The 21,734-nt window shown below is 60.7% G+C and carries 21 protein-coding genes; 12 read left to right on the forward strand and 9 right to left on the reverse strand.

What is annotated here, in order from left to right:
- Window positions 1-44: 44 nt before the first annotated feature.
- The 5 genes from NW852_RS12175 (at window position 45) to NW852_RS12195 (ending at window position 4,710) form a co-directional block, all read left to right on the forward strand.
- Entirely contained in the window at window positions 45-443 is a 399-nt protein-coding gene (locus tag NW852_RS12175; RefSeq protein WP_414372300.1) for a hypothetical protein, read from the forward strand.
- Between the two features lie 59 nt (window positions 444-502).
- Window positions 503-2,689 (forward strand): argonaute PAZ domain-containing protein, encoded by a 2,187-nt coding sequence (locus tag NW852_RS12180; RefSeq protein ID WP_414426782.1) that lies wholly within the window; start codon window positions 503-505, stop codon window positions 2,687-2,689.
- Between the two features lie 32 nt (window positions 2,690-2,721).
- Window positions 2,722-2,922, forward strand: a complete 201-nt coding sequence (locus tag NW852_RS12185) for a hypothetical protein (protein ID WP_414377308.1) — start codon at window positions 2,722-2,724, stop codon at window positions 2,920-2,922.
- 67 nt (window positions 2,923-2,989) lie between these two features.
- On the forward strand, window positions 2,990-4,225 hold the full coding sequence (locus tag NW852_RS12190; RefSeq protein WP_414372297.1) for a hypothetical protein: 1,236 nt from the start codon (window positions 2,990-2,992) through the stop codon (window positions 4,223-4,225).
- Window positions 4,226-4,230: 5 nt separating this feature from the next.
- A complete protein-coding gene (locus NW852_RS12195; RefSeq protein WP_414372295.1) occupies window positions 4,231-4,710 on the forward strand; it encodes a bis(5'-nucleosyl)-tetraphosphatase in 480 nt (159 codons plus the stop codon).
- Window positions 4,711-4,733: 23 nt separating this feature from the next.
- Here NW852_RS12195 and NW852_RS12200 read toward each other — a convergent pair whose 3' ends face one another.
- Window positions 4,734-5,267, reverse strand: coding sequence for a hypothetical protein (locus tag NW852_RS12200; protein WP_414426783.1), 534 nt, complete (start codon window positions 5,265-5,267; stop codon window positions 4,734-4,736).
- A 171-nt stretch (window positions 5,268-5,438) separates the two neighbouring features.
- Between NW852_RS12200 and NW852_RS12205 the strand changes: the two genes are divergently transcribed.
- The gene (locus NW852_RS12205; RefSeq protein ID WP_414365581.1) at window positions 5,439-6,413 is read left to right on the forward strand and encodes an acetyl-CoA carboxylase carboxyltransferase subunit alpha; all 975 of its coding nucleotides are present in this window, start codon (window positions 5,439-5,441) and stop codon (window positions 6,411-6,413) included.
- 18 nt (window positions 6,414-6,431) lie between these two features.
- Here NW852_RS12205 and NW852_RS12210 read toward each other — a convergent pair whose 3' ends face one another.
- Entirely contained in the window at window positions 6,432-8,189 is a 1,758-nt protein-coding gene (locus tag NW852_RS12210; protein ID WP_414372290.1) for a phospholipase D-like domain-containing protein, read from the reverse strand.
- A gap of 157 nt (window positions 8,190-8,346) precedes the next feature.
- On the opposite strand from NW852_RS12210, the gene NW852_RS12215 reads away from it, so the two are divergent.
- From NW852_RS12215 to NW852_RS12225, 3 genes are all read left to right on the forward strand, one after another.
- Window positions 8,347-8,898: a fasciclin domain-containing protein gene (locus NW852_RS12215; protein WP_414372289.1), complete on the forward strand. Its 552-nt coding sequence runs from the start codon at window positions 8,347-8,349 to the stop codon at window positions 8,896-8,898.
- 61 nt (window positions 8,899-8,959) lie between these two features.
- Entirely contained in the window at window positions 8,960-9,127 is a 168-nt protein-coding gene (locus tag NW852_RS12220) for a hypothetical protein (RefSeq protein ID WP_414365579.1), read from the forward strand.
- Window positions 9,128-9,389: 262 nt separating this feature from the next.
- A complete protein-coding gene (locus NW852_RS12225) occupies window positions 9,390-10,904 on the forward strand; it encodes a DUF697 domain-containing protein (protein ID WP_414372288.1) in 1,515 nt (504 codons plus the stop codon).
- A gap of 144 nt (window positions 10,905-11,048) precedes the next feature.
- Here NW852_RS12225 and NW852_RS12230 read toward each other — a convergent pair whose 3' ends face one another.
- The 3 genes from NW852_RS12230 to infC form a co-directional block, all read right to left on the reverse strand.
- Window positions 11,049-12,992 carry a serine/threonine-protein kinase gene (locus tag NW852_RS12230; protein WP_414372287.1) on the reverse strand — a complete coding sequence of 648 codons (1,944 nt, stop codon included), beginning with the start codon at window positions 12,990-12,992 and terminating at the stop codon, window positions 11,049-11,051.
- 135 nt (window positions 12,993-13,127) lie between these two features.
- On the reverse strand, window positions 13,128-13,592 hold the full coding sequence (gene bcp / locus NW852_RS12235) for a thioredoxin-dependent thiol peroxidase (protein WP_414365576.1): 465 nt from the start codon (window positions 13,590-13,592) through the stop codon (window positions 13,128-13,130).
- Window positions 13,593-13,607: 15 nt separating this feature from the next.
- Window positions 13,608-14,165 (reverse strand): translation initiation factor IF-3, encoded by a 558-nt coding sequence (gene infC / locus NW852_RS12240; RefSeq protein ID WP_414365575.1) that lies wholly within the window; start codon window positions 14,163-14,165, stop codon window positions 13,608-13,610.
- Between the two features lie 300 nt (window positions 14,166-14,465).
- Between infC and NW852_RS12245 the strand changes: the two genes are divergently transcribed.
- The 3 genes from NW852_RS12245 to NW852_RS12255 all read left to right on the forward strand — a co-directional run bounded on the left by NW852_RS12245 (window position 14,466) and on the right by NW852_RS12255 (window position 17,600).
- On the forward strand, window positions 14,466-14,744 hold the full coding sequence (locus NW852_RS12245) for a hypothetical protein (RefSeq protein ID WP_414365574.1): 279 nt from the start codon (window positions 14,466-14,468) through the stop codon (window positions 14,742-14,744).
- Window positions 14,745-14,753: 9 nt separating this feature from the next.
- Window positions 14,754-16,166 (forward strand): aspartate ammonia-lyase, encoded by a 1,413-nt coding sequence (locus NW852_RS12250; protein WP_414372286.1) that lies wholly within the window; start codon window positions 14,754-14,756, stop codon window positions 16,164-16,166.
- A 66-nt stretch (window positions 16,167-16,232) separates the two neighbouring features.
- Complete coding sequence (locus tag NW852_RS12255) at window positions 16,233-17,600, forward strand: MFS transporter (protein ID WP_414426784.1); 1,368 nt, start codon at window positions 16,233-16,235, stop codon at window positions 17,598-17,600.
- A 20-nt stretch (window positions 17,601-17,620) separates the two neighbouring features.
- Here the strand turns inward: NW852_RS12255 and NW852_RS12260 are convergent, their stop codons facing one another.
- The 4 genes from NW852_RS12260 to trpE all read right to left on the reverse strand — a co-directional run bounded on the left by NW852_RS12260 (window position 17,621) and on the right by trpE (window position 21,681).
- Window positions 17,621-18,076 carry a hypothetical protein gene (locus NW852_RS12260; protein WP_414426785.1) on the reverse strand — a complete coding sequence of 152 codons (456 nt, stop codon included), beginning with the start codon at window positions 18,074-18,076 and terminating at the stop codon, window positions 17,621-17,623.
- Between the two features lie 156 nt (window positions 18,077-18,232).
- Window positions 18,233-19,297 (reverse strand): chlorophyll synthase ChlG, encoded by a 1,065-nt coding sequence (gene chlG / locus NW852_RS12265; protein WP_414372284.1) that lies wholly within the window; start codon window positions 19,295-19,297, stop codon window positions 18,233-18,235.
- A gap of 83 nt (window positions 19,298-19,380) precedes the next feature.
- Window positions 19,381-20,178: a phytanoyl-CoA dioxygenase family protein gene (locus NW852_RS12270; protein WP_414426786.1), complete on the reverse strand. Its 798-nt coding sequence runs from the start codon at window positions 20,176-20,178 to the stop codon at window positions 19,381-19,383.
- 6 nt (window positions 20,179-20,184) lie between these two features.
- Window positions 20,185-21,681 (reverse strand): anthranilate synthase component I, encoded by a 1,497-nt coding sequence (trpE, locus tag NW852_RS12275; protein ID WP_414372345.1) that lies wholly within the window; start codon window positions 21,679-21,681, stop codon window positions 20,185-20,187.
- Between the last annotated feature and the right edge of the window lie 53 nt (window positions 21,682-21,734).

The following is a 21,734-nucleotide window of genomic DNA, read 5'->3' on the forward strand; positions in this document are numbered from 1 at the left end:
GTAGAAGGCCACGCTGCTGGCTCTGGCTTTGGGTTCTGCTGCTGTTGGGTTGGCTGGGATTGGGCGGGCCGGCTTGGTCCATTAGTTTGGGGGATCCCTTGCCGGAGTGGGCTAAGTCTATGCAGGTAGGGCGGCAGCGGCTACGGGGCGTGGAGCAGTACCAAGGCCAAGAGCAGATCCGGGCCTACGGCAACCAGGCGGGGCGGGTGTTTTGGATTCAAATCGAAAGCAGTGCCGACCTGCCGCCGGATCCCCGGCAGTACCTGGGGGAGTACCAGGCGTTTCCAGCCGAGGTCATCCAGGTGGTGCCCCTGCGGGCGCAGCGGTTGCGCTTCCGCCAAGGAAATCGCAGCGCTGAATGGCAAGTGGTGGGCATGAGCGGCCACTTTGAAGCCGAGGCGTTTAGCTATGACCTGGCCCCACCGGAGCTGTTTCGTCCTTGAGCTGGGGATCTTAACAAGGGGCTAGGGCTTGTCCTGGAAAGATGACGAAGAATCCACCAATGAGCCTGCTTCACCAGAACCAGTCAGTTGAAGTTATACTCAATCGCTTCTTTGTTAAGGAGCTAGCTCAGGAAGACCTCTCCTTTTATGAGTACGCCTGTAGGCCAAACCCACTTCCGGAGCCAGGAGAAGAGCAGAAAGCTATTGCTAAGGTTTGCAATCGGCTGGGTGTAATAGCCGTTCGTTTGGGGAGTCGCATTATCACACGGGAAAGAGTCTCGCCCAGCCAGCTCAAAACACCAGAATGGGAGTTAGAAGAGTGTGGGCTTAGGGTTCTAACCTGTGCCAATGCTCAAGAAAGAAGCGCCCTCGAAAGCTTTGAGCGCAAGAGGATAGAGTCGCGCCTTAGATCTCTGTACACCAAAACTGCAGTTGAATCGATAGGAGGAGGCCTGCTCTGGTGGATCACTGCTCAGGAAGGGGTAGAACTTTCCGGGGATGGCTGGGAAATCCACAGAGCAAGAAGAATAGATGTTGCTGTTGAACCAGATGGAAAGCTTTACTTAGAAGTCGATATTCATCACCGCCTCTACACGCCGTGGACTTTGCATGAATGGCTGGAAAACTATCCAGATATCCCAATCAAGTGGGTTCGGAATACATATGGTAAACGCGAGACTTGGGAATATCTGGGTATTTTTTCCAATCAGTCGCCGCGAGAGATTCAGTTGCCAGAGCTGAAGATTAGTCTGGCGGAGTATCATTTGCAGAAGTACAATGCACCTAGAGAGGACGTGGAAAGCTCTTGGGTAGTCGAAGTAGCTTCAAAGCAAAGGTGTTTTCCCCATCTGTCTCGGAGGCTATCGCCTGTTTTGACCTTGGAAACGCTAGCCAGTCTAGAAGACAACAAAGGTTTTGGTAGCAAAGTTATCGACCGTGTTATCAAGCATGTCAGAAAAAGCTTGAAGGAACGATTGCAAGAGTCTGAAAAGACTGTAAAGACTATCATAGAGAATGTCTACAACCTTCCCAAGGTGGAAATTGAACCCCTGAAGGCCCAGGGTTACATCTTGCCCAAGCCAAAGCTATTGGGATCGGATCGTAGGCAAGTTCAAAATCCTGCTCGAGTTAGGTATCAGGGATGTGCAAAAGTAGGCGAGACTAAGTTTGGATGCCTAAACCTCTATGACAACAGGCGAGAGTATCCCAGCGAAGTGCGCAAGTGCTTGCTTGAGGTAGCCCAAAAAAGCGGAGTAGAAGTTGAACTGGGCTTCTATGCCACTCAGCAAGACTTGCCTGAAGGCGATCTTGCCCGAAAAAGATTCTGGCAACGCTGGGCTGACCAAGGGATCAAAACCGTTTTGGTTGTCATGCCCTGGTCGCCCAATGAGCGCAAGCAAAAGATCCGCATGGAGGCCCTTGCAGCGGGGATAGCAACCCAGTTTATGATCCCTGGCGCTGATCCCTACAAAGCCCTAAACGTCGTCCTAGGGCTTCTGTGTAAGGCAGCATGGCAGCCGGTACTCCTGGAACCCCTCGACCATCCTGAACGCCCTGAGCTAATCATTGGCTTTGATGTGGGCACTAATCGGCAGCTATACTACGGAGCCTCTGCTTTTGCTGTGCTGGCCGATGGGCAGAGCTTAGGTTGGGAGCTGCCTGCTGTGCAGAGAGGAGAAACCTTCTCCGGCGACGCAATTTATCGAACTGTGTCCAAACTTGTCAATAAGTTTCATGACAAGCTTGATCGCTATCCCAGCAAGGTTCTCTTGATGAGGGATGGTTTAGTTCAAGGAGGCGAATTTAGTAGAACAATTGAGGAGCTAGAAAAAGAAAAGATTGCTGTGGATATTGTTGGCATACGCAAAAGCGGTACAGGAAGGATGGGGATAGAAGAAGGAAAAGGTAAGTACAAAGACGCCAAAATAGGCACCGTTGTTTTCGACTACTCGCGAAAGTCATTTACTCTGGTAACAAGCGAGCCCATTAGCAGAAAAGGCGCAGGCTCTATTGGCAGCGCAAGGCCCCTGCGAGTTGTCCACGAATATGGCAGTACGCCTTTGGAGGTCTTGGCTGTACAGACTTATCACCTTTCTCAACTTCATCCTGCCAGTGGATTCCAAGCCTGCAGGCTTCCCTGGGTACTCCATTTTGCTGACAAAAGCGGCAAGGAGTTCCAGCGCCTTGGCAGCAACATCTTCAATGTCCTGCAAAGCATAGATCGCCAGAAGTTAATTGCCGTCTAGCTTGGCCCTGCTAGGATAGGGAAGGGTTTGGCATGTTGGCTATGTTCACCAACAACGAGGTCTGGAAGACCTTTTTGAGCAACCCCGTTGTCTTCTGCGGGGGCTTCCTGAGCGGCCTGCTGGGCTTGGATATCAAGCAAGATCCGCTGCGCAGTTGGCTGGAGTCCCAGGGCTTGAGGGTGGAGGATTCACCCGCCCCCACCCAAGGCCCCCAGTCTATTTCCATCGAGTAGGCGTCCAGGCAGGAGGGATCCCTGCTGGGGAGCCTCTCAATTTAGCAGGGCAAGCCGAGGTAAGCTGATGTCGCCTAGACAGTTCGAACCGAGAAGGTGGCGACGGCAGGGATCCCGCGGGGGCTATCTCAGCGGAGTGGTGTTCCTGCTAACGGGGCTGGTTGCCCTACAGGCGGCAGATCCGGCCTTGGCCCAGTCGGATCCCGCTTCTTCCCCAAGCGCCGAGCTGGATCCCCAAGTTTGGCTAGGGCGCTACAACGCTGCCCTGAAGCAATTGCCGCCTCTGCCCAACTTGCAGTACCGCCAGCAGGTGCGGGTGGAGGGATCCCAAACTTTCACAGCCACCCTGGATGTGCTCCGCCGCCGTGACGGCAGTTGGCAGGCGTGGGTAGCTGAAGGGGATCGCATTCGCCTGTTGGATTCGCGGCAACTGGAGGTGGTGAACCAATCGGACCTGCTCAAGCTGTATTCGGTGTACGTGAGCCGGCCCGAAGCGCTCCTGCCCTCGGTAAGTTTTGAGCTAGAGGCTGATCCTAGCCGCTACCGCGTCGTCTCCTCAGAACGGGCGGATCTGGCGGGATCCCCTGTCCAGCACTTGCGCCTAGAGCCCCTGCAGGAGGGCCAGCTGCGGGAGCTGTGGCTGGAGCCGGAGTCAGGGCTGCCGCGGCAGGTGCTCTTGTTTTTGTCAGGGGTGTGGGGGCAGGCTTATGTCCTCATGGGGTTTACGGCAGTGCCTGCTCCCCAGGGAGGCACCCGTTACTGGCTGCCGGAGAGCAGCCGCATCAATGTGGGCTATGGGTTTTGGACGCTGGAGGGCCTGACCCGCCGCGTGTTCAGGGGATCCCTTGCCATCCGGCACGACTACCAGGACTATCGCCTTCTGCCGGAGGGGGTGCAGTTGCGCTTTTTGCCCTCACAGCCGCCGCTGGATGCGCCGCCGGTGGTGGCCGGTCTGCCGGAGAGCAGTCCCTCAGTCGAGCTGGGAGAGGTGCGGCCCTTAGGAGTGGACGAGCGGGGGAACCAGCAATTTAGCATTGGCCTGGGCAGACGCACTGCCGCAGAGACCCCCTTGGAAGACCGCATCGCCGCCTTTAACCTCACCCGACCGGCCAGCCGCAATGCCCTCACCCAGATCGATACCTTGGCCTTCTTGCCTTTAGGGAGCAGCCAGTTGCCCATCTATCTCTTTCAATTCGACACCGGTCGCCCTCTCTCGCCCCTGCAAGGGGTGGAGCGCCCGCGGGTGGATCCCAACGAGGTTTTTGATCCCAGGCCACCTGCCATCAAACTCTTTGGAGACTAGCTCCCATGCTGACCGATGCTGCCTACGGCGTGATCCCGGTGCTGCCCCTCCCGCCCGCCCAGGGATCCCACCTCTACCTGCTCATCCAGCACCAGAAAGGGCATTGGGCCTTCCCCAAAGGGCACAAAGATGAGGGCGAAAGCGACCTGGCCGCAGCCCGGCGGGAGTTGCGCGAGGAAACCGGCCTGACCGACTACCAGCTTCTGACCCTGCCCGGCCAGCCCGACCCCCTGACGCTACAGGAGGCCTACACCTTCACAGATCCAGAGGGGAACGCGGTGGCCAAGACCGTTACCTACTACGTGGCCCTGCTGCCGCCCCAGTTTCCTCCCCCTGAGCTGCAGGTACAGCCGGAGGAGGTAGCCGCCTACCGCTGGTGCTCCTACCCCGAAGCCTTGGAGCAAATTACCTTCGAAGAAAGCCGCCAAATCCTGCGGCGCTGCCAGACCCATTTGGAGCAGCTTTGGCAGGCAGGAAAGTTCTAAATTTCGGGCAGCTTGACCTCCCTTCATTTGTGGCCCGCTTGTCCTTGACCAGGGAGAAGGGGCAATTCCAGGGCAGGGTTCTCCAGACGGGTTAGCTCCCAACGGTAGGGATCCCGCCGCTGCCAGTCCAGGCGGAAGGGCTGTTCCAGCGCGTTTACCTGATCCCGCGTCAGGTTGGCCAGAGGGCCGCCGGATCCCTCAATAATAAACCAGAGGGTGGCTTGGCCTTGCTCCCCAGGGCCGAGCTGCACCTGTAGCTCTTGAGGCCGGATGCGCAGGCGCAAAAACTGGCCGAAGATCTCGCGGCTGTAGGCCAGTGCCTGCTCTTTGTCCAAGCCCCAGCCATCGCGATAAGTGTCGGCCACTAAGTTTTCTACTTGGGCCCAATCTCGCCGTTCTACAGCTTGCAGCAACCTTTGCGTGTGGACTCGGATTTGCCGCTCCGGCTGAGCGTAGTGCCAAAAGGCGCCCCCTGCGATGGCCAGGACGACGGATCCCACCACCGACCAGCGCAGCCAGGGGGGAAGAGGTGCAGAGGAGTGGGAGGAGGAAAACACAGGTTTGAGCGGAGCCAGAAGAGGGCCTTCTCTAGCTTAGAAAATCCGGATGTGAGAAGATAGCGCTACGCGCCGCCATGCGAGTGGCTCCTGGCCTTCAGCAGCCTACCACCTCAAAAGCTGTGACCCGCATCAGCCTCACACTTTAACTCAAGGTTACTTCAACTGCTCATGACCAAAGCTACCGACCGACTGCTGCTGGAGTTTGAGCAGCCTGTTGCCGCCCTCGAACAGCGCATCCAGGAAATCCGGGCCTTGGCCGAAGAAAACGACATCGACGCCTCCGAGCAGATTCGCCAGCTGGAGGCCAAAGCCGAAGAGCTGCGCCGCGAGATTTTCAGCCAGCTCACGCCTGTCGAGCGGCTGCAGGTGGCCCGCCATCCCCGCCGCCCCACCACCTTGGACTATGTGCAGACCATCTGCGACGACTGGTTTGAGCTGCACGGGGATCGCCACGGCCAAGACGATCCGGCCATCGTCGGCGGCCTGGCCAAGCTGGGGGATCAGCCGGTGATGATCCTGGGCCACCAAAAAGGCCGCGACACCAAAGACAACATCCACCGCAACTTCGGCATGCCCAACCCCGCCGGCTACCGCAAGGCGCTGCGGCTGATGGAACACGCCCACCGCTTTGGCCTGCCGCTCTTGACCTTTATCGATACGCCGGGGGCCTATCCGGGAGTCAAGGCAGAGGCTGAGGGCCAAGGGGAGGCCATCGCCACCAACCTGCAGACCCTGTTTCGGCTGGAGATCCCCATCATCTGCACTGTCATCGGCGAAGGGGGATCCGGAGGGGCTTTGGCCATTGGCGTTGGGGATCGCATCTTGATGTTTGAGCACGCCGTTTATTCGGTGATCTCGCCGGAAGGCTGTGCGGCCATCCTTTGGAAAGATGCCAAGAAAGCGCCCCAAGCCGCCGCCGCCCTGCGCATTACTGCCCAGGATCTGCTGCAACTGGAGGTGATCGACGAGATCTTGCCAGAGCCGGTTGGCGGCGCCCACCGCGCTCCTCTGGAAGCTGCCCAGACCCTAAAGGAGGCGCTCCTACGACATCTCAAGGAACTTTCTGCCCTGAGCGGGCGGGAGTTGCGGGAGGAGCGCTACCAAAAGTTTCGTCGTATGGGAGCTTTTCTGGAGCTGGCCTAGGAGAGCTAGGCGGGATCCCTACCAGGTGACCCGATCCCGCAGTTGCTCAATCCGGGCCGGGCCGATGCCCTTGACCCGCTGCACATCTTCCAAGGAGGAGAAGGGGCGGGCCTCAATGATGCGCTGCGCCAGGCCCGGGCCAATGCCGGGCAACTGCTCCAGCTCCGCCGCGGTGGCGGTGTTTAAGTTCACGCGAGAAGATTGCGGGGTAGCCGGCTGGGAAGGGGATCCCCTGTTAGGAACGGAGATCGCCTCGACTTCCAGCAGCTCCGGCTCTGCTTCAGATGGGGAGAGGGCAACGGGGACAGGGCTGGGGCAGAGGCGGGCTCTCTCTTCCGCCTGTTGCTGCAGGCGGCGGCTGGGGCCAAAGCGGGCCTCGGCAAGGAGCCGCTCGAACTCGCGCACAAAGTGATCCGCTACCCGCTGGTTGCGGATGATCAAGAGGTTTTCGTCGTTGAGGTGGTTGGCCGCCACCGACCAATTGTGGGATCCGGTGATCACCGTGGCCTGGGGGGTGCCGGGGTCAACGATGGCGAACTTGTGGTGCAGTTTGTCTCCCGGAGCGAGGTTGGGCACGCCCACAGAGGAGGCGGGCACTGTCCAGGGCAGGCGGGCCGCGTCCACCCGGCAGTTTTCGTCGGGGAGCAGCAGCCCCCACATCTCCAGGGTGCGGCTGTAGTCACGAAAGGCAAAGCCAGGGTCAAACAGGCCGCGAATTTCTACGTTACGCTCCTGGCGCAGTTGCCTGAGCTGGTTGGCAATGCCTGAGTCGGTAAAGACAAACAGAGCCAGATCCACCTGCTGCCGCGCTTGGGCCAGGGTGGCCGCGATGAGGCCGTTGGAGGTGGCCTCATAGGGCAGGGAGCGGCTGGCAGGGGAAAAATGCACCCCCACGATGGCATCGTCAAGGTAAACCGTCTCCAGGGGGCGCCTGAGCTTTTGCACGCCGAAGCGGCTGTCGGGCGATCCCCCTGGCCCATCCCCCCACATGAGGTTGAATTCCTCGGTGTAGATGCGGGCCAGCTCGGGGCTATCGAGCAGCAGTAGGTGATTGGCGTTGCCCACACTGCCGGGGGCATCGAAATCCCCGTGAATATCGGAGAGGGTAAAATTGGCCGACCCGGTCAGCACCCGCTGCCCGTCGATAATCACAAACTTGTGGTGCATCAGGCCGCTGCCCTTGGAGCCGTTGGCGGTGTCATCCAGCCAGGGCACTTGCCCCCCATCGAGCAGGGCATAGACATCCCGGCTGGCGATCTCCTCAGGGGAGAACTGTCCGTCCCGGTTCACATCCACCAGGTGGCGGTACTCTTCGAACTTTTGACGGCTGCGCTCGTCCAGCGCCCCCACTTCGGCAGGGGTGAGCTGGTGCCAGGCCCGCACATAGGTGTTTTCGGTAATCACCCGCACCGGGATCCCGGCCTGCCGCCGCTCGGCTAGGGCTTGGGCAATGAGAGGCAGGTTCAGCTCCTGCACCGCCACATCCACCGACTGCCGGGCAGAGCGAATCTGAGAGATAATCAACTCCTCTAGGTTGTAGCCGTAGCGATAGACCTGGCGATAGGGATCCCGATAGGTGCTCTCGCGGCTTTGGTTGAAGGCCACCCGGATGCGGGGGTGCTGCGGCAGAGGGGCCAGGGTGGGCAGCTCTGGCTCTTGGGGATAAGGTCGGGGTCGGGGGCCTACCCAGTAGCCAATTGCCACCAGGAGCAGCAGCAGGGCAGCCCAGGGCAGCCAACGCCGCAGTTGCCGCCGCCAAGATGGGATCCCGTTCATCCCCTTTCTCCCCTCCAGCAATCACACCCAAAATACCGAACTTTACCGTAGCCACTTCTACGCAAAGGTGATCCCTGCTCTGCTCTAGGGCCACCCGTGCGGGAACGGCTTTTGACCCTAGGATCGGGACGAACGTTTTGAGTTATTAACTTTTGTTATGAACCGCAAAGCCCTCACCCTTGGACTGACGGCGGCTGTCTGCTTGGCCTTGGTCGGTTGTGGCAGTTCCAGCAACGATACAGCCATTGCCCTGCCGACGCCCACTCCGACTCTCTCTCCCAGCCCTACGCCACTGCCGAATATCGTCGCCGTTGCCGCTGCTAACCCTAACTTCAGTACCTTGGTGACGGCCCTGCAGGCAGCGGGCTTGGTGGGGACTTTACAGCAAGAAGGCCCCTTCACGGTCTTTGCTCCCACCAATGCTGCCTTTGCCGCTTTGCCCCCTGGCACGGTGGAAGCCTTGCTGCGGCCTGAGAACCGGGCAGAGCTGGTGCGCATTCTCACCTACCACGTGGTTCCCGGCTTGGCCCCCTCCAGCGCCCTCAGGTCCGGCCAGCAGGTCACGACTTTGCAGGGATCCCCTGTCACTGTCACCCTTCTTGAGGGCGGACGGATTCGCATCAACAACGCCAACGTGATCACCGCGGATATTCAAGCTGCCAACGGCATCATCCACGTCATCGACACCGTCTTGATCCCACCTCGCTAAGGCTTCAGGCATCATCAGGCATCATTAAGATCAAGTCCGGCAGTGATTGGGGAGGCCCAGCGTGGAACGGCCTAAGTGGGTGGCTATTGTTACGGGAGCTTTGGCCATTGCCCTGGGGGTGGGCTACTTGCTCCTGGTGCAGCTACTGGACTACCGAGGGGGTGAGTTTCTGCCGGCGCCGCTGGAGCCGCCGGCGGTTTTGACGGGGATCCCTGGCCGCTTGGGCTGAGGACGCTCTTCAGTGCCTGCCTCTCTCGTTGATTCCCTAGCTGGGGTCAGCCGTCCCTGCGCTGGCTCACCCGAAAAAATTGTATGCTCAGCTACACTAAGCCCTATGCTAAAGAAGAGGCTGCGGCTCCAGCTTGCGCCGGGGTTGCCAGCGGAGAGGGTTTAGCCGTCCTGAATTTGCAATCGCTTCTCTTGCCTTTGTAGACCTCTGGATAGATCTTCAGAGCTTCTCTAGAGATCAGGCTCCGTTCCGGATTGGGCATTTGGGCAAGCTGTGGGTTGGCATGGTGTTGTCGCGCTCCACGTGGCTGTGGTTATTGACGGGGCTGGGCTTGGCGGCTCTCAGCCAATACCTGCAATGGGTTAGTGGCATCTACAGCTTTGTTGCTCCCTATTCGGTGCCGCTCGCAGATCTGGTGGTGGCCGGCATCCTGGGAGGAACGGTGGCGGCAGGGCTGGCGGTGCAGCGCTGGTGGCAACAGGCTCGCCAACAGCAGAGGGATCCCACCCCAGGCAAACGGCGGGTTAAGTTGACCCGGGATCAGGTGCAGGCGGATCTGCAGGATGTCGATCGCCTCATCCAGAAGCTGCAAAACGAGATCAGCCGTCGCGCCTTACAGGCCAAGATGCAGGAAATCGACCGGCGGCTGGCCCAGGAGGAATTGCACCTGGTGGTGTTCGGCACTGCCTCTGCTGGCAAAACTTCTCTGATCAACGCCTTGATGGGGCAGCCTGTGGGGGAAACCGCTCCCACCCTGGGCACTACCCAGCAGGGATCCGTTCACACCTATCGGCTGGAGGGCTGGAGCGGCCCCATCTCCCTCACCGATACCCCTGGCCTGCTGACCATCGGCGGCGCCGGCGAGGCAGAAGCGCGCGCCCTGGCCCAGAAGGCCGATCTGCTGATCTTGGTGGTGGCCGGGGATCTGCTGGCCTCGGAATATGCCGAGCTGCTGGAGCTGGCCCGGCTGGGGAAGTCCACCATCCTGGCCCTCAACAAGACGGATCAAATGCTGCCGGAAGAGGTGGAGATCATCTTGGCCCACCTGCGCCAGCGCACCGCCGGCGTCATCCCCCCTGAGCAGGTGGTGGCCATTGCTGCCGACCCAGAGCCCTTGAAAGTCCGCTACTGCTTTCCAGACGGATCCCGGCAAGAGACCTGGGAGCCACAGCCCCCCGATACTGCCGCCCTCATCCAGCAGATGGCCCGCCTGCTACAGCAAAAGGGATCCCATCTGCGCCTGGCCAACGCCCTGTTGCAGACCCAAACGCTGGGCGAGGCCGTCCAACAGGCTTTGCGGGAAGAGCGCCACCAACAGGGTCGCCGGATCGTGGAACGGATGCAGTGGGCGACGGCCGCTGCCTTGGCCGCGACCCCCCTCCCGGCCTTGGATGTGCTGGCCGGGGTAGCCATCCAGGCGCGTATGATCGGGGAGCTGCATCAGGTGTTCGATCGCCGCATCACTCTGCAGCAGGCCCAGCAAATTGCCCGCAGCCTGGCGCAAATGATTGTGCAGCTCGGGGGACTAGAGCTGGCTACCCACTCCCTAGGCTCTGTCCTCAAAGCCAGCCCCTGGATGTTTGTGGGGATCCCCCTGCAGGCGGCTAGCGGGGCCTATCTGACGCGGGTGGCAGGGCTCAGCTACTTGGAGTGGCTGCAATCGGGGGATCCCTGGCAGGAGGAGCTCCTGCAAGAGCGGCTCAAGCAGCAGCTTCACAACCGTCATCCTCTGACCTTTCTCAAGCAATTGGCTCGCCAAGCCCACTCCAGTAGCTAGCCAAACAGCCCAAGCTCAGTTACAGCCATTTCAGGGCAAAGAGTTGGCAGCGAAACAGTCTGCCCTCTCAGCCCCTATTTTTCCCGCTCCCCAAGGAAGCAGAGCCGAAGGTAGTGGCAAGGATCCCTGGCAACTGACCCGTCGCTAGCCCAAAGAAACCACCTCAACAGCATGGCCATTGGCCGGCAACTGGTTAAGATCCAACTGCCAAAGCTGAAATTGCTGCGGCTTCCCGGTCTTGGGCACTTGCAGCCAGACCAGTCCCCTTTGCCCCACCTGCAACACCTCGGATCCGGGCGGCACGGCCACCTGGGCCAAGGGATCCCCCCCCTTGCTATACAACCAAAGGGAAGAGAACTCCTCTCCCTCGCGACACAGCAGCAGCACGCCCCAAGGGGCCTTGGCCATCTGCAGGGGCCACCCCTTCAAAAACCAGCGGCGCAGCCGCAGAGGGTTGACCTGCACCGAGCAAAGGTGGGGGCAGCATCCCTGCCCCTCTCCATCCCTGGGGGCAAAAATCAGCCGTTCCCCCAAGCTGAGCACCCTCCCTTTGGGATCCAGGGGTAGGTGATAGCGCAGCGGCTGGGATCCCGGCTGCAAAGGCAAACCGGTGGGATAGGGCAAAAGGCTCATCTGCACCCACTGCCGCCCCGCACCTGTCAGCAAAACTAGATAATCCGAGAGGGCCAGCAAGCGGGGCAGGGATCCCTGGCCATCCGGCTGCAACCTCTGCCCAGGCCAGCGGAAATAGCAGTGGAACTCAGGGAAGGGCTGAGCGGCGGTTGGCCCTTTTGGCTGCCACTGCACAGCCCCCAGCTCTTGGGCGGTGGCCCAGATTAGCTCCTGCCGCTCCTCTAGCCAGGTGGCCCGCCAATCCTCCGCAAAACTCAGCAAGGTACGGATGCGTGCGGGACTTAGGTGCAAAAGGCTGCTTTTGGAAAAAGCCAAAGCCTCCGGGAAGCTCGGCAAGGGCAGCACTTGCTGCAACGGTTCGGCCAAGGAGAAACGGGCTAGAGGCAGCGCTCCTGAGGCAAGGGCCTGCAGCTCTAGCCACTCCAGCTTTTGGGAGGTCACCCGCAACAGCAGCGGAGAGCGGCAGCCGCCGGGATCCTCGCAGATGTAGAACTTTTGCTCAGGCAGGGACTCGATCCCGCCACCGCCAACAAAACCTGGATCCGGCAGATCCCAGATCTGCAAACCGGGGGGAGACCACCGGGGCAGGCGAGGGCCAACCCAGCAACTGGCTGGCTCCTGCCACTCCTGGGCCAACACCGCCAGAGCCGAGCGCATCTGCGCCGCCGTGCGAAACCGCCGCAGGGGCAATTTGCGCAACGTGATCTCCAGCAGCTCCTGCAGCGGGGCCGGGATCCCCTCTGGACAGACAAACCGCTGGTTGAGATGGGCGTGCATCAACTGGCTGGGGGAGCCGGAAAAGGGCCGCTGACCCGTCAACAGCTCCAGGAGGATGATCCCTACCGCGTAGAGGTCGGAAGCGGGGCTAAACTGGCCGTAGAAGCGCTCCGGGGCCATGTAGGCCGGGGATCCGGTAGCCGTGATCTCGCCAGGAGCAGGTTGGGGGTGGCGGGCGATGCCAAAGTCCGTCAGCTTCAGTTGCCAACCCTGCGGCGTGGGCTTGAGCAAAATGTTCTCCGGCTTCACATCGCAGTGAATTACCCCCTGTCGATGGGCATGATCCAAGCCGGCCAAGATCTGATCCACAAAGCCCAAAACCTGCTTGACCGGTAGCCACAGCCCCTGCTCCACCTGGTCGATCAACTCCCGCAGGGTGCCTCCCTCGCAGTACTCCAACACCAAATAGCGCCCCTCACGGGCATGTTCGAGGGCGTAGCAGCGGGTGATATTGGGGTGGTTCAACGTCAGCAGGTAGCGCAGCTCCCGCAGCAGGTTGGGGGTGGGAAAGCGCTCCGCCGGCAGCTCCTTGAGGGCCACCAGCTCCCCCCCTTGGCGGGGCCAGGCGCAAAACACACGCCCATACTGCCCTTGGCCAGCCAGACCCAAAATTTGGTAGCTCTCGTGAATGGACTTGGTGGTACGGGTGCGTCGGGACACGGCCCCAGGGGAATCCATACCAGCACTTTGTATTTGTATTGTTATATCCCTTAACTGATCCCTTTTTGTCCTAACCTCGGCAGGGGAACGCTAGACCTATCGGCAGCTTTGCCGACAGGGCTCCCCCTCCCCCTGCACCCCCCAACAGAGAGACTAGGAGCCAGTTAACTGCTGGAGCAGCTCCGCCGCGTGAGTCTCCACCTTGACCTTGGTGATAATGGCCTCGATCTTCCCTTCCGGATCGATGACAAAGGTGGTGCGGTGAATGCCGTTGTACACTTTGCCCATGAACTTTTTCGGGCCATAGACCCCATAGGCACTGGCCACTTTGGCCCCCTCATCCACCAACAGCGGAAAGGGCAGTTGCAGCTTCTGGGCAAACTTTTGGTGGGAGCGGGCATCGTCGGGGCTCACCCCCAAGATCTGGATCCCGTGGGCTTGATAGTCGGCGTAGGCCTCCCGAAAGCCACAGGCCTCTCGGGTGCAGCCGGGGGTGTTGTCCCGCGGGTAGAAATAGAGCACCACCCGCCGGCCCCGCAACTGGCCCAGGCTGATCAAGTTGCCCTCGGCATCGGGCAAGGTGAACTCCGGCGCGGGATCCCCAACTGCTAGCGGCATCGGTGGGATTCATCCTCAGGTCGATTTTTTCGGGGAGAGGATCATGATGATGTTTCGCCCTTCCTTCTGGGGGGGCTGCTGCATTTCCGCCACGTCTTCTAGGTCTTTGAACAGGCGGTGCAACAATTCTTCTCCCAACTCGGCGTGCTGCGCCTCGCGGCCGCGGAACATCACCGTGGCCTTCACCTTGTCTCCATCCCCCAAAAACTGCTGGGCGCTGCGCAGGCGCACGTGGTAGTCGTGCTCGCCAATGTTGTAGCGAAACTTCACTTCCTTGATCTCGGCGGTGTGTTGTTTTTTGCGGGCCTCCCGTTCTTTTTTCTCCTTCTCAAACTTGAACTTGCCGTAGTCCATAATGCGGCAGACCGGGGGATCCGCTTTGTCGCTCACCAAGACCAAGTCCAGATCTTTTTCTTCGGCCAAGCGCAGGGCTTCGCGCGGGCTCATGATCCCCAACTGGGTGCCATCGGTATCGATGAGGCGAATTTTGGGGAAGCGGATGCGCTCGTTAATCGCCGGCAGCTCTGCGCGCTGCTTGTGGGGAAAGCGGTCAAGTGGACGTTCTACGGACAAGTTTTCCTCTCTGTGAACAACAACCAAGATGGGTAGTACTCAGAGAATAGCAGGCTATTTTGCGCCGTTGCCGGCCGATGGACTTGCACCCCCAAGTGGGCCATCGGCCAGAAGGGCAAAGCATGCTGCACTTATACTAGCTGGCATTTTTTGTTTTCTTCTAGGGGTTCTGAGCCGATCCACTGGAAGTAAGGATGCCGGATTGGGGCAGCAACCGCGGTAGGATAACCAAAGTGGCAATCCTGCTGGCGAGAGGGCAGGGTGGGGCTTGTTTTCCGGTTAGAAGGGAGGGCAGAAGCAGTGCAGCTCGGTTTAACGGAACGGGAACTGAAAGAGTTGGCCCAAAAGTCGGTGCAACTGATCCTAAGCCCGCGGGAAGGAGACAGCGAGGCGCTGGCCCAGTACAAAACCTCGGCCGAATTCCGGGCCGGAGTCCATCTGGCCTGCGCGGCCATGGTGCTCGTCTTGGCGGAAAACAACGAGCGCCTCAGCCAACAGCTGGCCGCCCTCCAGGAAAAGGGATCCCTAGCCCTGCAGGAGCCTTCCCAAAAACCCGCTGAGGAGAGCCCTGCCAGCTAAAGCTGTGCTATGGTTCCAAAGACAGACCCACTGCAAGTGCGCAGCGAGCGAGACTCGATGGGGGAGCGGCAATTGCCCCAGTCGGTCTACTACGGCATCCAAACCGCCCGCGCCCTGGAGAATTTTCCCATCAGCGGCCTCAAGCCGCTACCGGAGTACGTGGAGGCCTGTGTACTCATTAAAAAGGCGGCGGCTGAAGTCAACGGCGAGCTGGGCTGCATTCCCCCTGAGGTGGCCAAGGCCATCGTCCAAGCAGCGGACGAGATCCTCCAGGGATCCCTGCGGGATCAGTTTGTGGTGGATGTCTACCAGGCCGGGGCAGGCACCTCCCACCACATGAACGTCAACGAGGTGCTGGCCAACCGCGCCCTAGAGATTCTGGGGGAGCCTAAGGGGCGCTACGAGCGGGTTAGCCCCAACGACCATGTCAACTATGGCCAGTCCACCAACGATGTCATCCCCACCGCCATTCGTCTGGCCGCCCTGCTGCGGGTGCGGCGGGATCTCCTGGGCACGCTGGACAACCTGGTGGCGGCGCTGGAGCAAAAGGCGCAGGAGTTTCGCGCCATCCTCAAGGCGGGCCGCACCCATTTGCAGGATGCAGTGCCGGTGCGCCTAGGGGACAGCTTCGGCGCCTACGCAGCCATCTTTGCCCAGCACCGCCGCTGGATTGAGGAGGCCAGCCAAGCCCTGTGCAGCCTGGGGCTGGGGGGAAGCGCCGTTGGCACTGGCCTCAACACCCATCCCCTATACCGGCAAAAGGTGGTGCAGCGGCTGGCAGAGTACACCCAGTTGCCCCTCACGCCGGCTCCCCATCCCATGGCGGCGATGCAGAGCATGGCCCCCTTGGTGCACCTATCGGGATCCCTGCGCAACCTGGCCCAAGACGGCATCAAATTGGCCAATGACCTGCGGCTGATGGATTCCGGCCCTAAGACCGGCCTTAAAGAGATCCAACTGCCGCCGGTGCAGCCCGGCTCCTCCATCATGCCCGGCAAGTACAACCCGGTGATGGCTGAGATGCTGAACATGGTCTGCTTTCAGGTCATCGGCCTCGACACTGCCATTGTCCTTGCGGCCCAGGCAGGGCAGTTTGAACTCAACGTGATGATGCCCCTGATTGCCTATAACCTCCTGCATAGCCTGCAGATCCTCAACAACAGCCTGCGGGTCTTTACTGAACGTTGCGTCAGCGGCATCACCGCCCAGGCGGATCGCTGTCGCAGCTATGCAGAGGGGACACTGGCTTTGGTGACTGCCCTCAACCCCTACATTGGCTACCTGCAGGCGGCAGAAGTGGCCAAGATCTCCCTGGAAACGGGGAAGCCCATCCGCCAGATTGTCCTAGAGCGCAACCTGATGAGTCCAGAAGAGGTGGCCAGGGTGCTAGATCTAGAGGCAATGAGCCAGATGCGCGTCTAGCCCCTCTGCCACAAAGGCCATTGGCCTCCGCCCCTTCCCCGTCAACACCCCTTTGCCGAGCAAGCCATGGCCGACAGACGACTAAGCTGGTGGACCAAGCTGGCCTATGGGGTGGGGGATCTGGGCACGGGCATGACGGCCAATATCCTCATCTTTTTCCTGCTGCCCTTTCTCACCAATACTGTCGGCCTGGCGGCGGGCCTGGCCGGCAGCATCTACGCCATCACCCGCTTTTGGGATGCCCTCAACGATCCCCTCATCGGCATCCTCAGCGACCGCACCCGCAGCCGTTGGGGCCGTCGCCGCCCCTGGTTGCTGTTTTCGGCTCTTCCCTTTGCCCTGACCTTTGCGGCGCAGTGGTGGATCCCTTTTCCCGGTCGAACTGGGCTTTTGTTTGCCTATTACCTGGCGGTGTCGCTGCTGTTTAACACCTTCTACTCTGCCGCCAACATTCCCTATGCCTCTCTGACAGCGGAGCTAACCCAAGACTACGACGAGCGCACCCAGCTCAACCAGTTCCGCTTTGCCTTCTCGGTGGGGGGCAGCATGGTTGCAGTAGTCACCTTTCCGCTTTTGGTTAACCTGCTGCCGGATCGGGCTGCTGGCCATCTGCTGGCGGGAGCTTGTTTTGGGGTAATCTCGGCTCTGCCCCTGCTGCTCTGCTTTTGGGGGGTGCGAGAACAGTATCAATCCTGGCGGGATCCGCTGCCCCTACTGCAGCAACTGCGGGTGGCCTTCAGCAACCGCCCCTATCTATTTGTCAGCGGCATCTACCTGTGTTCTTGGCTGGCGTTTCAGTTTACGGCCACGATCATCCCCTATTTCATCGTTTTCTGGATGCAGTTGCCGGAAGTGTGGATCTCGCTGGTGGTGTTGGCGGTTCAGAGCGTTGCGGTGCTGACCCTGTTTGCCTGGACGCGACTGAGCGCCCACCTGGGCAAGCGCGCCATGTACCTGATCGGGGCGGGGTTTTGGCTGATCTCCCAAGCCGGCCTGTTTTTCCTACAGCCCGGCCAGGAGCGGTTCATGATTGCCCTGGCGCTGTTGGCGGGGGTGGGGGTTTCGGCCACGGCCTATCTCGGCCCCTGGTCGATGTTGCCGGATGTCATCGACCTGGATGAGCTGCAAACTGGGGAGCGGCGGGAAGGGATCTTCTACGCCTTGATGGTGTTCCTGCAAAAGGTAGGCTTAGGACTGGGGCTGTTTTTCCTAGGGCAAGTTCTGGAGTGGTCTGGCTTTATCCCTTCGGTGGCCGGGGAGCCACCGTCCACCCAGCCGGAATCGGCCCTGTTGGCCATCCGCCTTGCCATTGGCCCCTTGCCGGCGGTGGTTTTAATCGGCGGCATCCTGCTGGTGTGGCTCTACCCCATCACCCGGCAGCGCCACCGGCAGATCCTGCAGGAACTAGAAGCAAGACGGGCGGGATCCGCCTAGACAAGAGCCGCTTCCCCTCTTTAGTTGAGGATGATGCGCAGGCCGCTGCCGGAGGGCTGCACCGGCTCGGAGTTGGGCAGAATCCGCAGGCCGCTGCCGCTGGGCCGGATCCCGGTGTTGTCGGTATTGACGAAGAAGGTGTTGGAGCGGCCATCCCGCTCGTAGACCACCACGTCGTTGGGATTGAACTGGGAGCGGCAGATGATGGGGGAGTTGTCGGCAGCAGTGGCGGCGCTGCAGCGGTAGCCAGGGGCAGAGACCACTTGGCCCTCGGCATCGATGGAAAAAGGAACTCCCCCGGGCGGGAACGGAGCCAAGAGCGGCTGGTCGGGGTTGAGGATAACCGAGCCACCGGTGCTGGGTTCGACAACGATCCCGCGGCCATCAATGACGATCCGCTGAGCTTGTACAGGAGCGACAGCCCCCAAGAGCAAAGCCAGGCTTAGCCCCAGTGGGCGGGGAAAAAACAGTTTCATCGGACCTCTCCTTTGGCCCAGGGCCATTCCACTCTTTGGGATCCATCGGCTACCCTAGAGGGATCCCTAACTTGATCTTGGCCCCGGTAGAGAGGATGACCCAGGGCAGAAGCCGTCACCTCGCTTGCCAGGATGGGCACTTGGCCTTCGGCTCGACTACCACAGCCCGGAACGCCCCAGCGCCAGACCCACCACCAACATGCCCAACACCAGAAAAGGCTGAGCGCTGGCCTGGTACTTCACATCATTCTTCAGCGGATCCCGCAGCAGGTACATGTCTTGGAAGGTGATCTGGGGGATAATGAGCAGCACCAAAATTGCGGCGTAGAGCTTTAGGCCGGCTCCCAGCAAAAACGAGGCCATGCCGAACTGAAATAGGTCAATCATCAGCGCCGCGATCCAGGCCGCCCCCATAGCGCCAAACATCACCGGCAGCGAGGCCAGGCCAAACTGCCGATCCCCCTCCATGCTCTTGAAATCGTTGACCACGGCAATCCCCAAGCCGGCCAAGCTGTAGATTAGAGTTAGGATGCAGACTGTCCAGTTGAGCTGGCCAAACAGGGCGTGGCCTGTCCACCAGGGCAAAGCAATGTAGCTGGCGCCCAGGGCGTAGTTGCCCAGCCAGCCATTGCGCTTTAGTTTCAGGGGCGGCGCCGAGTAGATGTAGGCAATTAGGGCTCCCGCCAGGGCAATGCAGGTGATCACCGGGAAGTCGTGGCCGGTGTACCAGTCCAGGGCATAGGCCAACCCCAGCCCCAAGATCAGCAGCACCCAGATCTGGATAACCACCCGCTGCAGGGAGATGGCCCCAGAAGGGATGGGGCGGTAGGGCTCGTTGATGGCGTCGATGTCGCGGTCGTAGTACTCGTTCAGAGTCTGGGTGTAGCCGGTCATCAGGGGGCCGGCCAGGATCATGCCCACCAGGATGAGGGCCACGTTCTCCCAAGTCCAGGTAAAGTGGCCAGAAGAGGCCGCCCCCGGAATCAGGCCCCACACCAGCGGGATCCAGGTGACGGGCTTCATCAGTTGCAGGTGGACTTGCCAAACAGAGCGAGACTCCACCTCTGCCCCTTTCATGCCCAAAAGTTGACGGACACGCCGGCTGGCGGATCCTTGGTCGGTTTCAGGAGCCGGCGCGGTTTCTGCGCTGGGATCGGCAGCAGGGGCCATTGCGTCTGCCGCTGGCGCCAAAGATGGCTCTTGAGAGGTGCTTTCGCTCATAGTGGGGTGCGCAATCAAACTTCAACAACGGGGATACCCACCCCCATTCTGAGGCATCTTCCCCCGTTCCTCAAAACTTTCCTCTAGACAATCTGCGCTGCCACGAATAGGGATTGGTGCTGGGCCGGGATCCGCTCTTTCTCGGCTGCCGGGATCACCAAGGGGGGCTGCCGGGTGTAGTTGACGGGATCCCGGAACCAAGGTCGGCTGTAGGTGTTGTAAAGGAGGGGCCGGGGAGCGGTAGAACGATTGGCCCGGCCTAGGTGGATCAAGCGGTAATCGAACAGCAGGCAGGATCCCTTGGCCAGCGGCGGATCGACAAAGGGCATCTGCCGGACCAGCTCGGTGTAGTGGGCCTCGAAAACGGCATGGCTGCCGGGCCAGAGACGGGTTATGCCGTTCTCTTCGTTGACATCCACCAGCGGAATGAGAAGATTGAGGGCATAGCAGGGGATGATGGCATCCAGAATTGCGTCGCCGAAGAGGTGGGAGAGATCCCGGTGAACCTGTTGGTCGGCGGATCCCGGCAGAGAAACTACCACCCCCATCCCGCTCAGGATCAGGCTTGATCCCAAGATTCGCTGCAAAATAGGCAGGACTAAGGGGTGGGCATAGAGCAGGGGATCGTTAAAGGGCCCCTCCAGGCGCACCGTCACCATCACTCGTCGATTGCCCACCAACAGGGCGTCGGTGTGGTTCTCGTGGGTGCAGTAGCGGCTGTAGGTGGCCAGAAAGCTGCTGTGCAGCTTGTCGATGAGCGCCGTGGGGAAGATCTCCGGCAGCACCAGGTAGCCCTCGGTGGAAAACAGGTGAAACGCCTGCTCTACGGTCTCCGGATCCGGCTGCTGTCCTGTATGGCTAAAGCGCACCTCGGCTAACATGAACCTTTACCCCTTTTGCAGACTGGCCACTGCCATCAGCATGCCCCGCGCCTTGTTCAAACATTCTTGATATTCCCGCTCTGGATCCGAGTCGGCCACGATGCCCGCCCCGGCTTGGACGCTCACCTGGCCCCGTTGAACCAGCAGGGTGCGGATGGTGATGGCGGTGTTCAGTTGGCCGGAGAAGTCATAGTAGCCGTAGGCACCGGCGTAGGGGCCGCGGCGGCACCCTTCCAGCTCGTGGATAATCTGCATGGCGCGAATTTTGGGGGCGCCGGTAACGGTGCCGGCAGGAAAGGTGGCCCGTAGCAGATCCCAGGCGCTGTGGCGGGGATCCAACTGCCCTACCACGTTGCTGACGATGTGCATCACGTGGCTGTAGCGCTCAATCTGCATCAGGTCGTCCACCTGCACGGATCCCAGGCGGCAGACCCTTCCCAGGTCGTTGCGGGCCAAGTCCACCAGCATGACGTGCTCCGCCCGCTCCTTGGGATCCGCCAAGAGCTCTTGCTCCAACTGGCGGTCTTCGGCAGGGGTGGCGCCGCGGGGGCGGGTGCCGGCGATGGGACGCACGGTGGCGATGCGCTCTTCCCCCACCCGGCTGAGCTTGACCATCACCTCTGGGCTGGAGCCAATCAGGCACAGATCCCCAAACTGCAAAAATGCCATGTAGGGGGAGGGGTTAATCAGCCGCAGGGAGCGGTAGAGGCGAAAGGGATCCCCGTCAAAGCGGCTGGTCAAGCGCTGCGAGAGCACCACCTGAAAGATCTCGCCGGCGCGGATGTAGGCTTTGGCCTGCTCCACCGCCTGGCAGTAGGCGGCGCGGCTGAGGGTGCTGGGGGGAATGGCATCGGGCAGGTGGGGCTTCCAGTCGAGGCTGAAGTGGGATAGCGACAGGGGAGCGCTGAGCTGTTGCAGCAGCGTTTCCACCCGCTGGCAAGCTTGGGCGTAGGCCTGCTCCGCCGGCTGCTGGCGCGTGTCGGCAAAGGCCACCACCCAGATCTTGCGCTTCACCTGGTCGAAGATCAGGATGCTGTCCACCTGCATTAGGATGGCGTCGGGCGGATCCCCTGGCTGCGGGGGATGGATGGGTACCTTGGGCTCAATCCAGCGAATCAGCTCATAGCCCCAGTAGCCGAACAGCCCGCCAATGCTGCTGGGCAACTCCGGCAGGTGCACCGGCTCATAGGGCTGCAGGCAGCGGGCCAAAATGGCAAAGGGATCCCCGTGGTGCTGTTCTCGACGCCCGTCGCGGTGGATTTGCAAGGCCTGATCCCCGCGCACCTCTAGCACCCACAGGGGATCGCAGCCGAGGAAGCTGTAGCGGGCCACCTGCTCCCCTCCCTCCACCGATTCCAACAAAAAGTTGTAGGGCCGCCCGGCACAGACCCGGTACCAGGCAGAGACAGGCGTTTCCAAGTCCGCCACCCATTCCTGGTACACCGGGATGAAGTTGCCCTGTTGGCTGAGGGCGAGAAACTCCTTCAGGGAAGGGGAGATCATGGCCTGCACTTCCTGCGGTTTGCCTCTCGACTTTACCCTAAGGCGGGCAACCA

This window comes from Synechococcus sp. H60.1, from assembly GCF_047462335.1.
Classification (GTDB): domain Bacteria; phylum Cyanobacteriota; class Cyanobacteriia; order Thermostichales; family Thermostichaceae; genus Thermostichus.

What these genes read in the sequence shown, in the direction of transcription:
- NW852_RS12180 (WP_414426782.1), top strand. Translation starts at nt 503, where the DNA reads ATGAGCCTGCTTCACCAGAACCAGTCAGTTGAAGTTATACTCAATCGC.
- NW852_RS12185 (WP_414377308.1), top strand. Translation starts at nt 2,722, where the DNA reads ATGTTGGCTATGTTCACCAACAACGAGGTCTGGAAGACCTTTTTGAGC.
- NW852_RS12190 (WP_414372297.1), top strand. Translation starts at nt 2,990, where the DNA reads ATGTCGCCTAGACAGTTCGAACCGAGAAGGTGGCGACGGCAGGGATCC.
- NW852_RS12195 (WP_414372295.1), top strand. Translation starts at nt 4,231, where the DNA reads ATGCTGACCGATGCTGCCTACGGCGTGATCCCGGTGCTGCCCCTCCCG.
- NW852_RS12205 (WP_414365581.1), top strand. Translation starts at nt 5,439, where the DNA reads ATGACCAAAGCTACCGACCGACTGCTGCTGGAGTTTGAGCAGCCTGTT.
- NW852_RS12210 (WP_414372290.1), bottom strand. Translation starts at nt 8,189, where the DNA reads ATGAACGGGATCCCATCTTGGCGGCGGCAACTGCGGCGTTGGCTGCCC.
- NW852_RS12215 (WP_414372289.1), top strand. Translation starts at nt 8,347, where the DNA reads ATGAACCGCAAAGCCCTCACCCTTGGACTGACGGCGGCTGTCTGCTTG.
- NW852_RS12230 (WP_414372287.1), bottom strand. Translation starts at nt 12,992, where the DNA reads ATGGATTCCCCTGGGGCCGTGTCCCGACGCACCCGTACCACCAAGTCC.
- bcp (WP_414365576.1), bottom strand. Translation starts at nt 13,592, where the DNA reads ATGCCGCTAGCAGTTGGGGATCCCGCGCCGGAGTTCACCTTGCCCGAT.
- NW852_RS12250 (WP_414372286.1), top strand. Translation starts at nt 14,754, where the DNA reads ATGGTTCCAAAGACAGACCCACTGCAAGTGCGCAGCGAGCGAGACTCG.
- NW852_RS12255 (WP_414426784.1), top strand. Translation starts at nt 16,233, where the DNA reads ATGGCCGACAGACGACTAAGCTGGTGGACCAAGCTGGCCTATGGGGTG.
- NW852_RS12260 (WP_414426785.1), bottom strand. Translation starts at nt 18,076, where the DNA reads ATGAAACTGTTTTTTCCCCGCCCACTGGGGCTAAGCCTGGCTTTGCTC.
- chlG (WP_414372284.1), bottom strand. Translation starts at nt 19,297, where the DNA reads ATGAGCGAAAGCACCTCTCAAGAGCCATCTTTGGCGCCAGCGGCAGAC.
- NW852_RS12270 (WP_414426786.1), bottom strand. Translation starts at nt 20,178, where the DNA reads ATGTTAGCCGAGGTGCGCTTTAGCCATACAGGACAGCAGCCGGATCCG.
- trpE (WP_414372345.1), bottom strand. Translation starts at nt 21,681, where the DNA reads ATGATCTCCCCTTCCCTGAAGGAGTTTCTCGCCCTCAGCCAACAGGGC.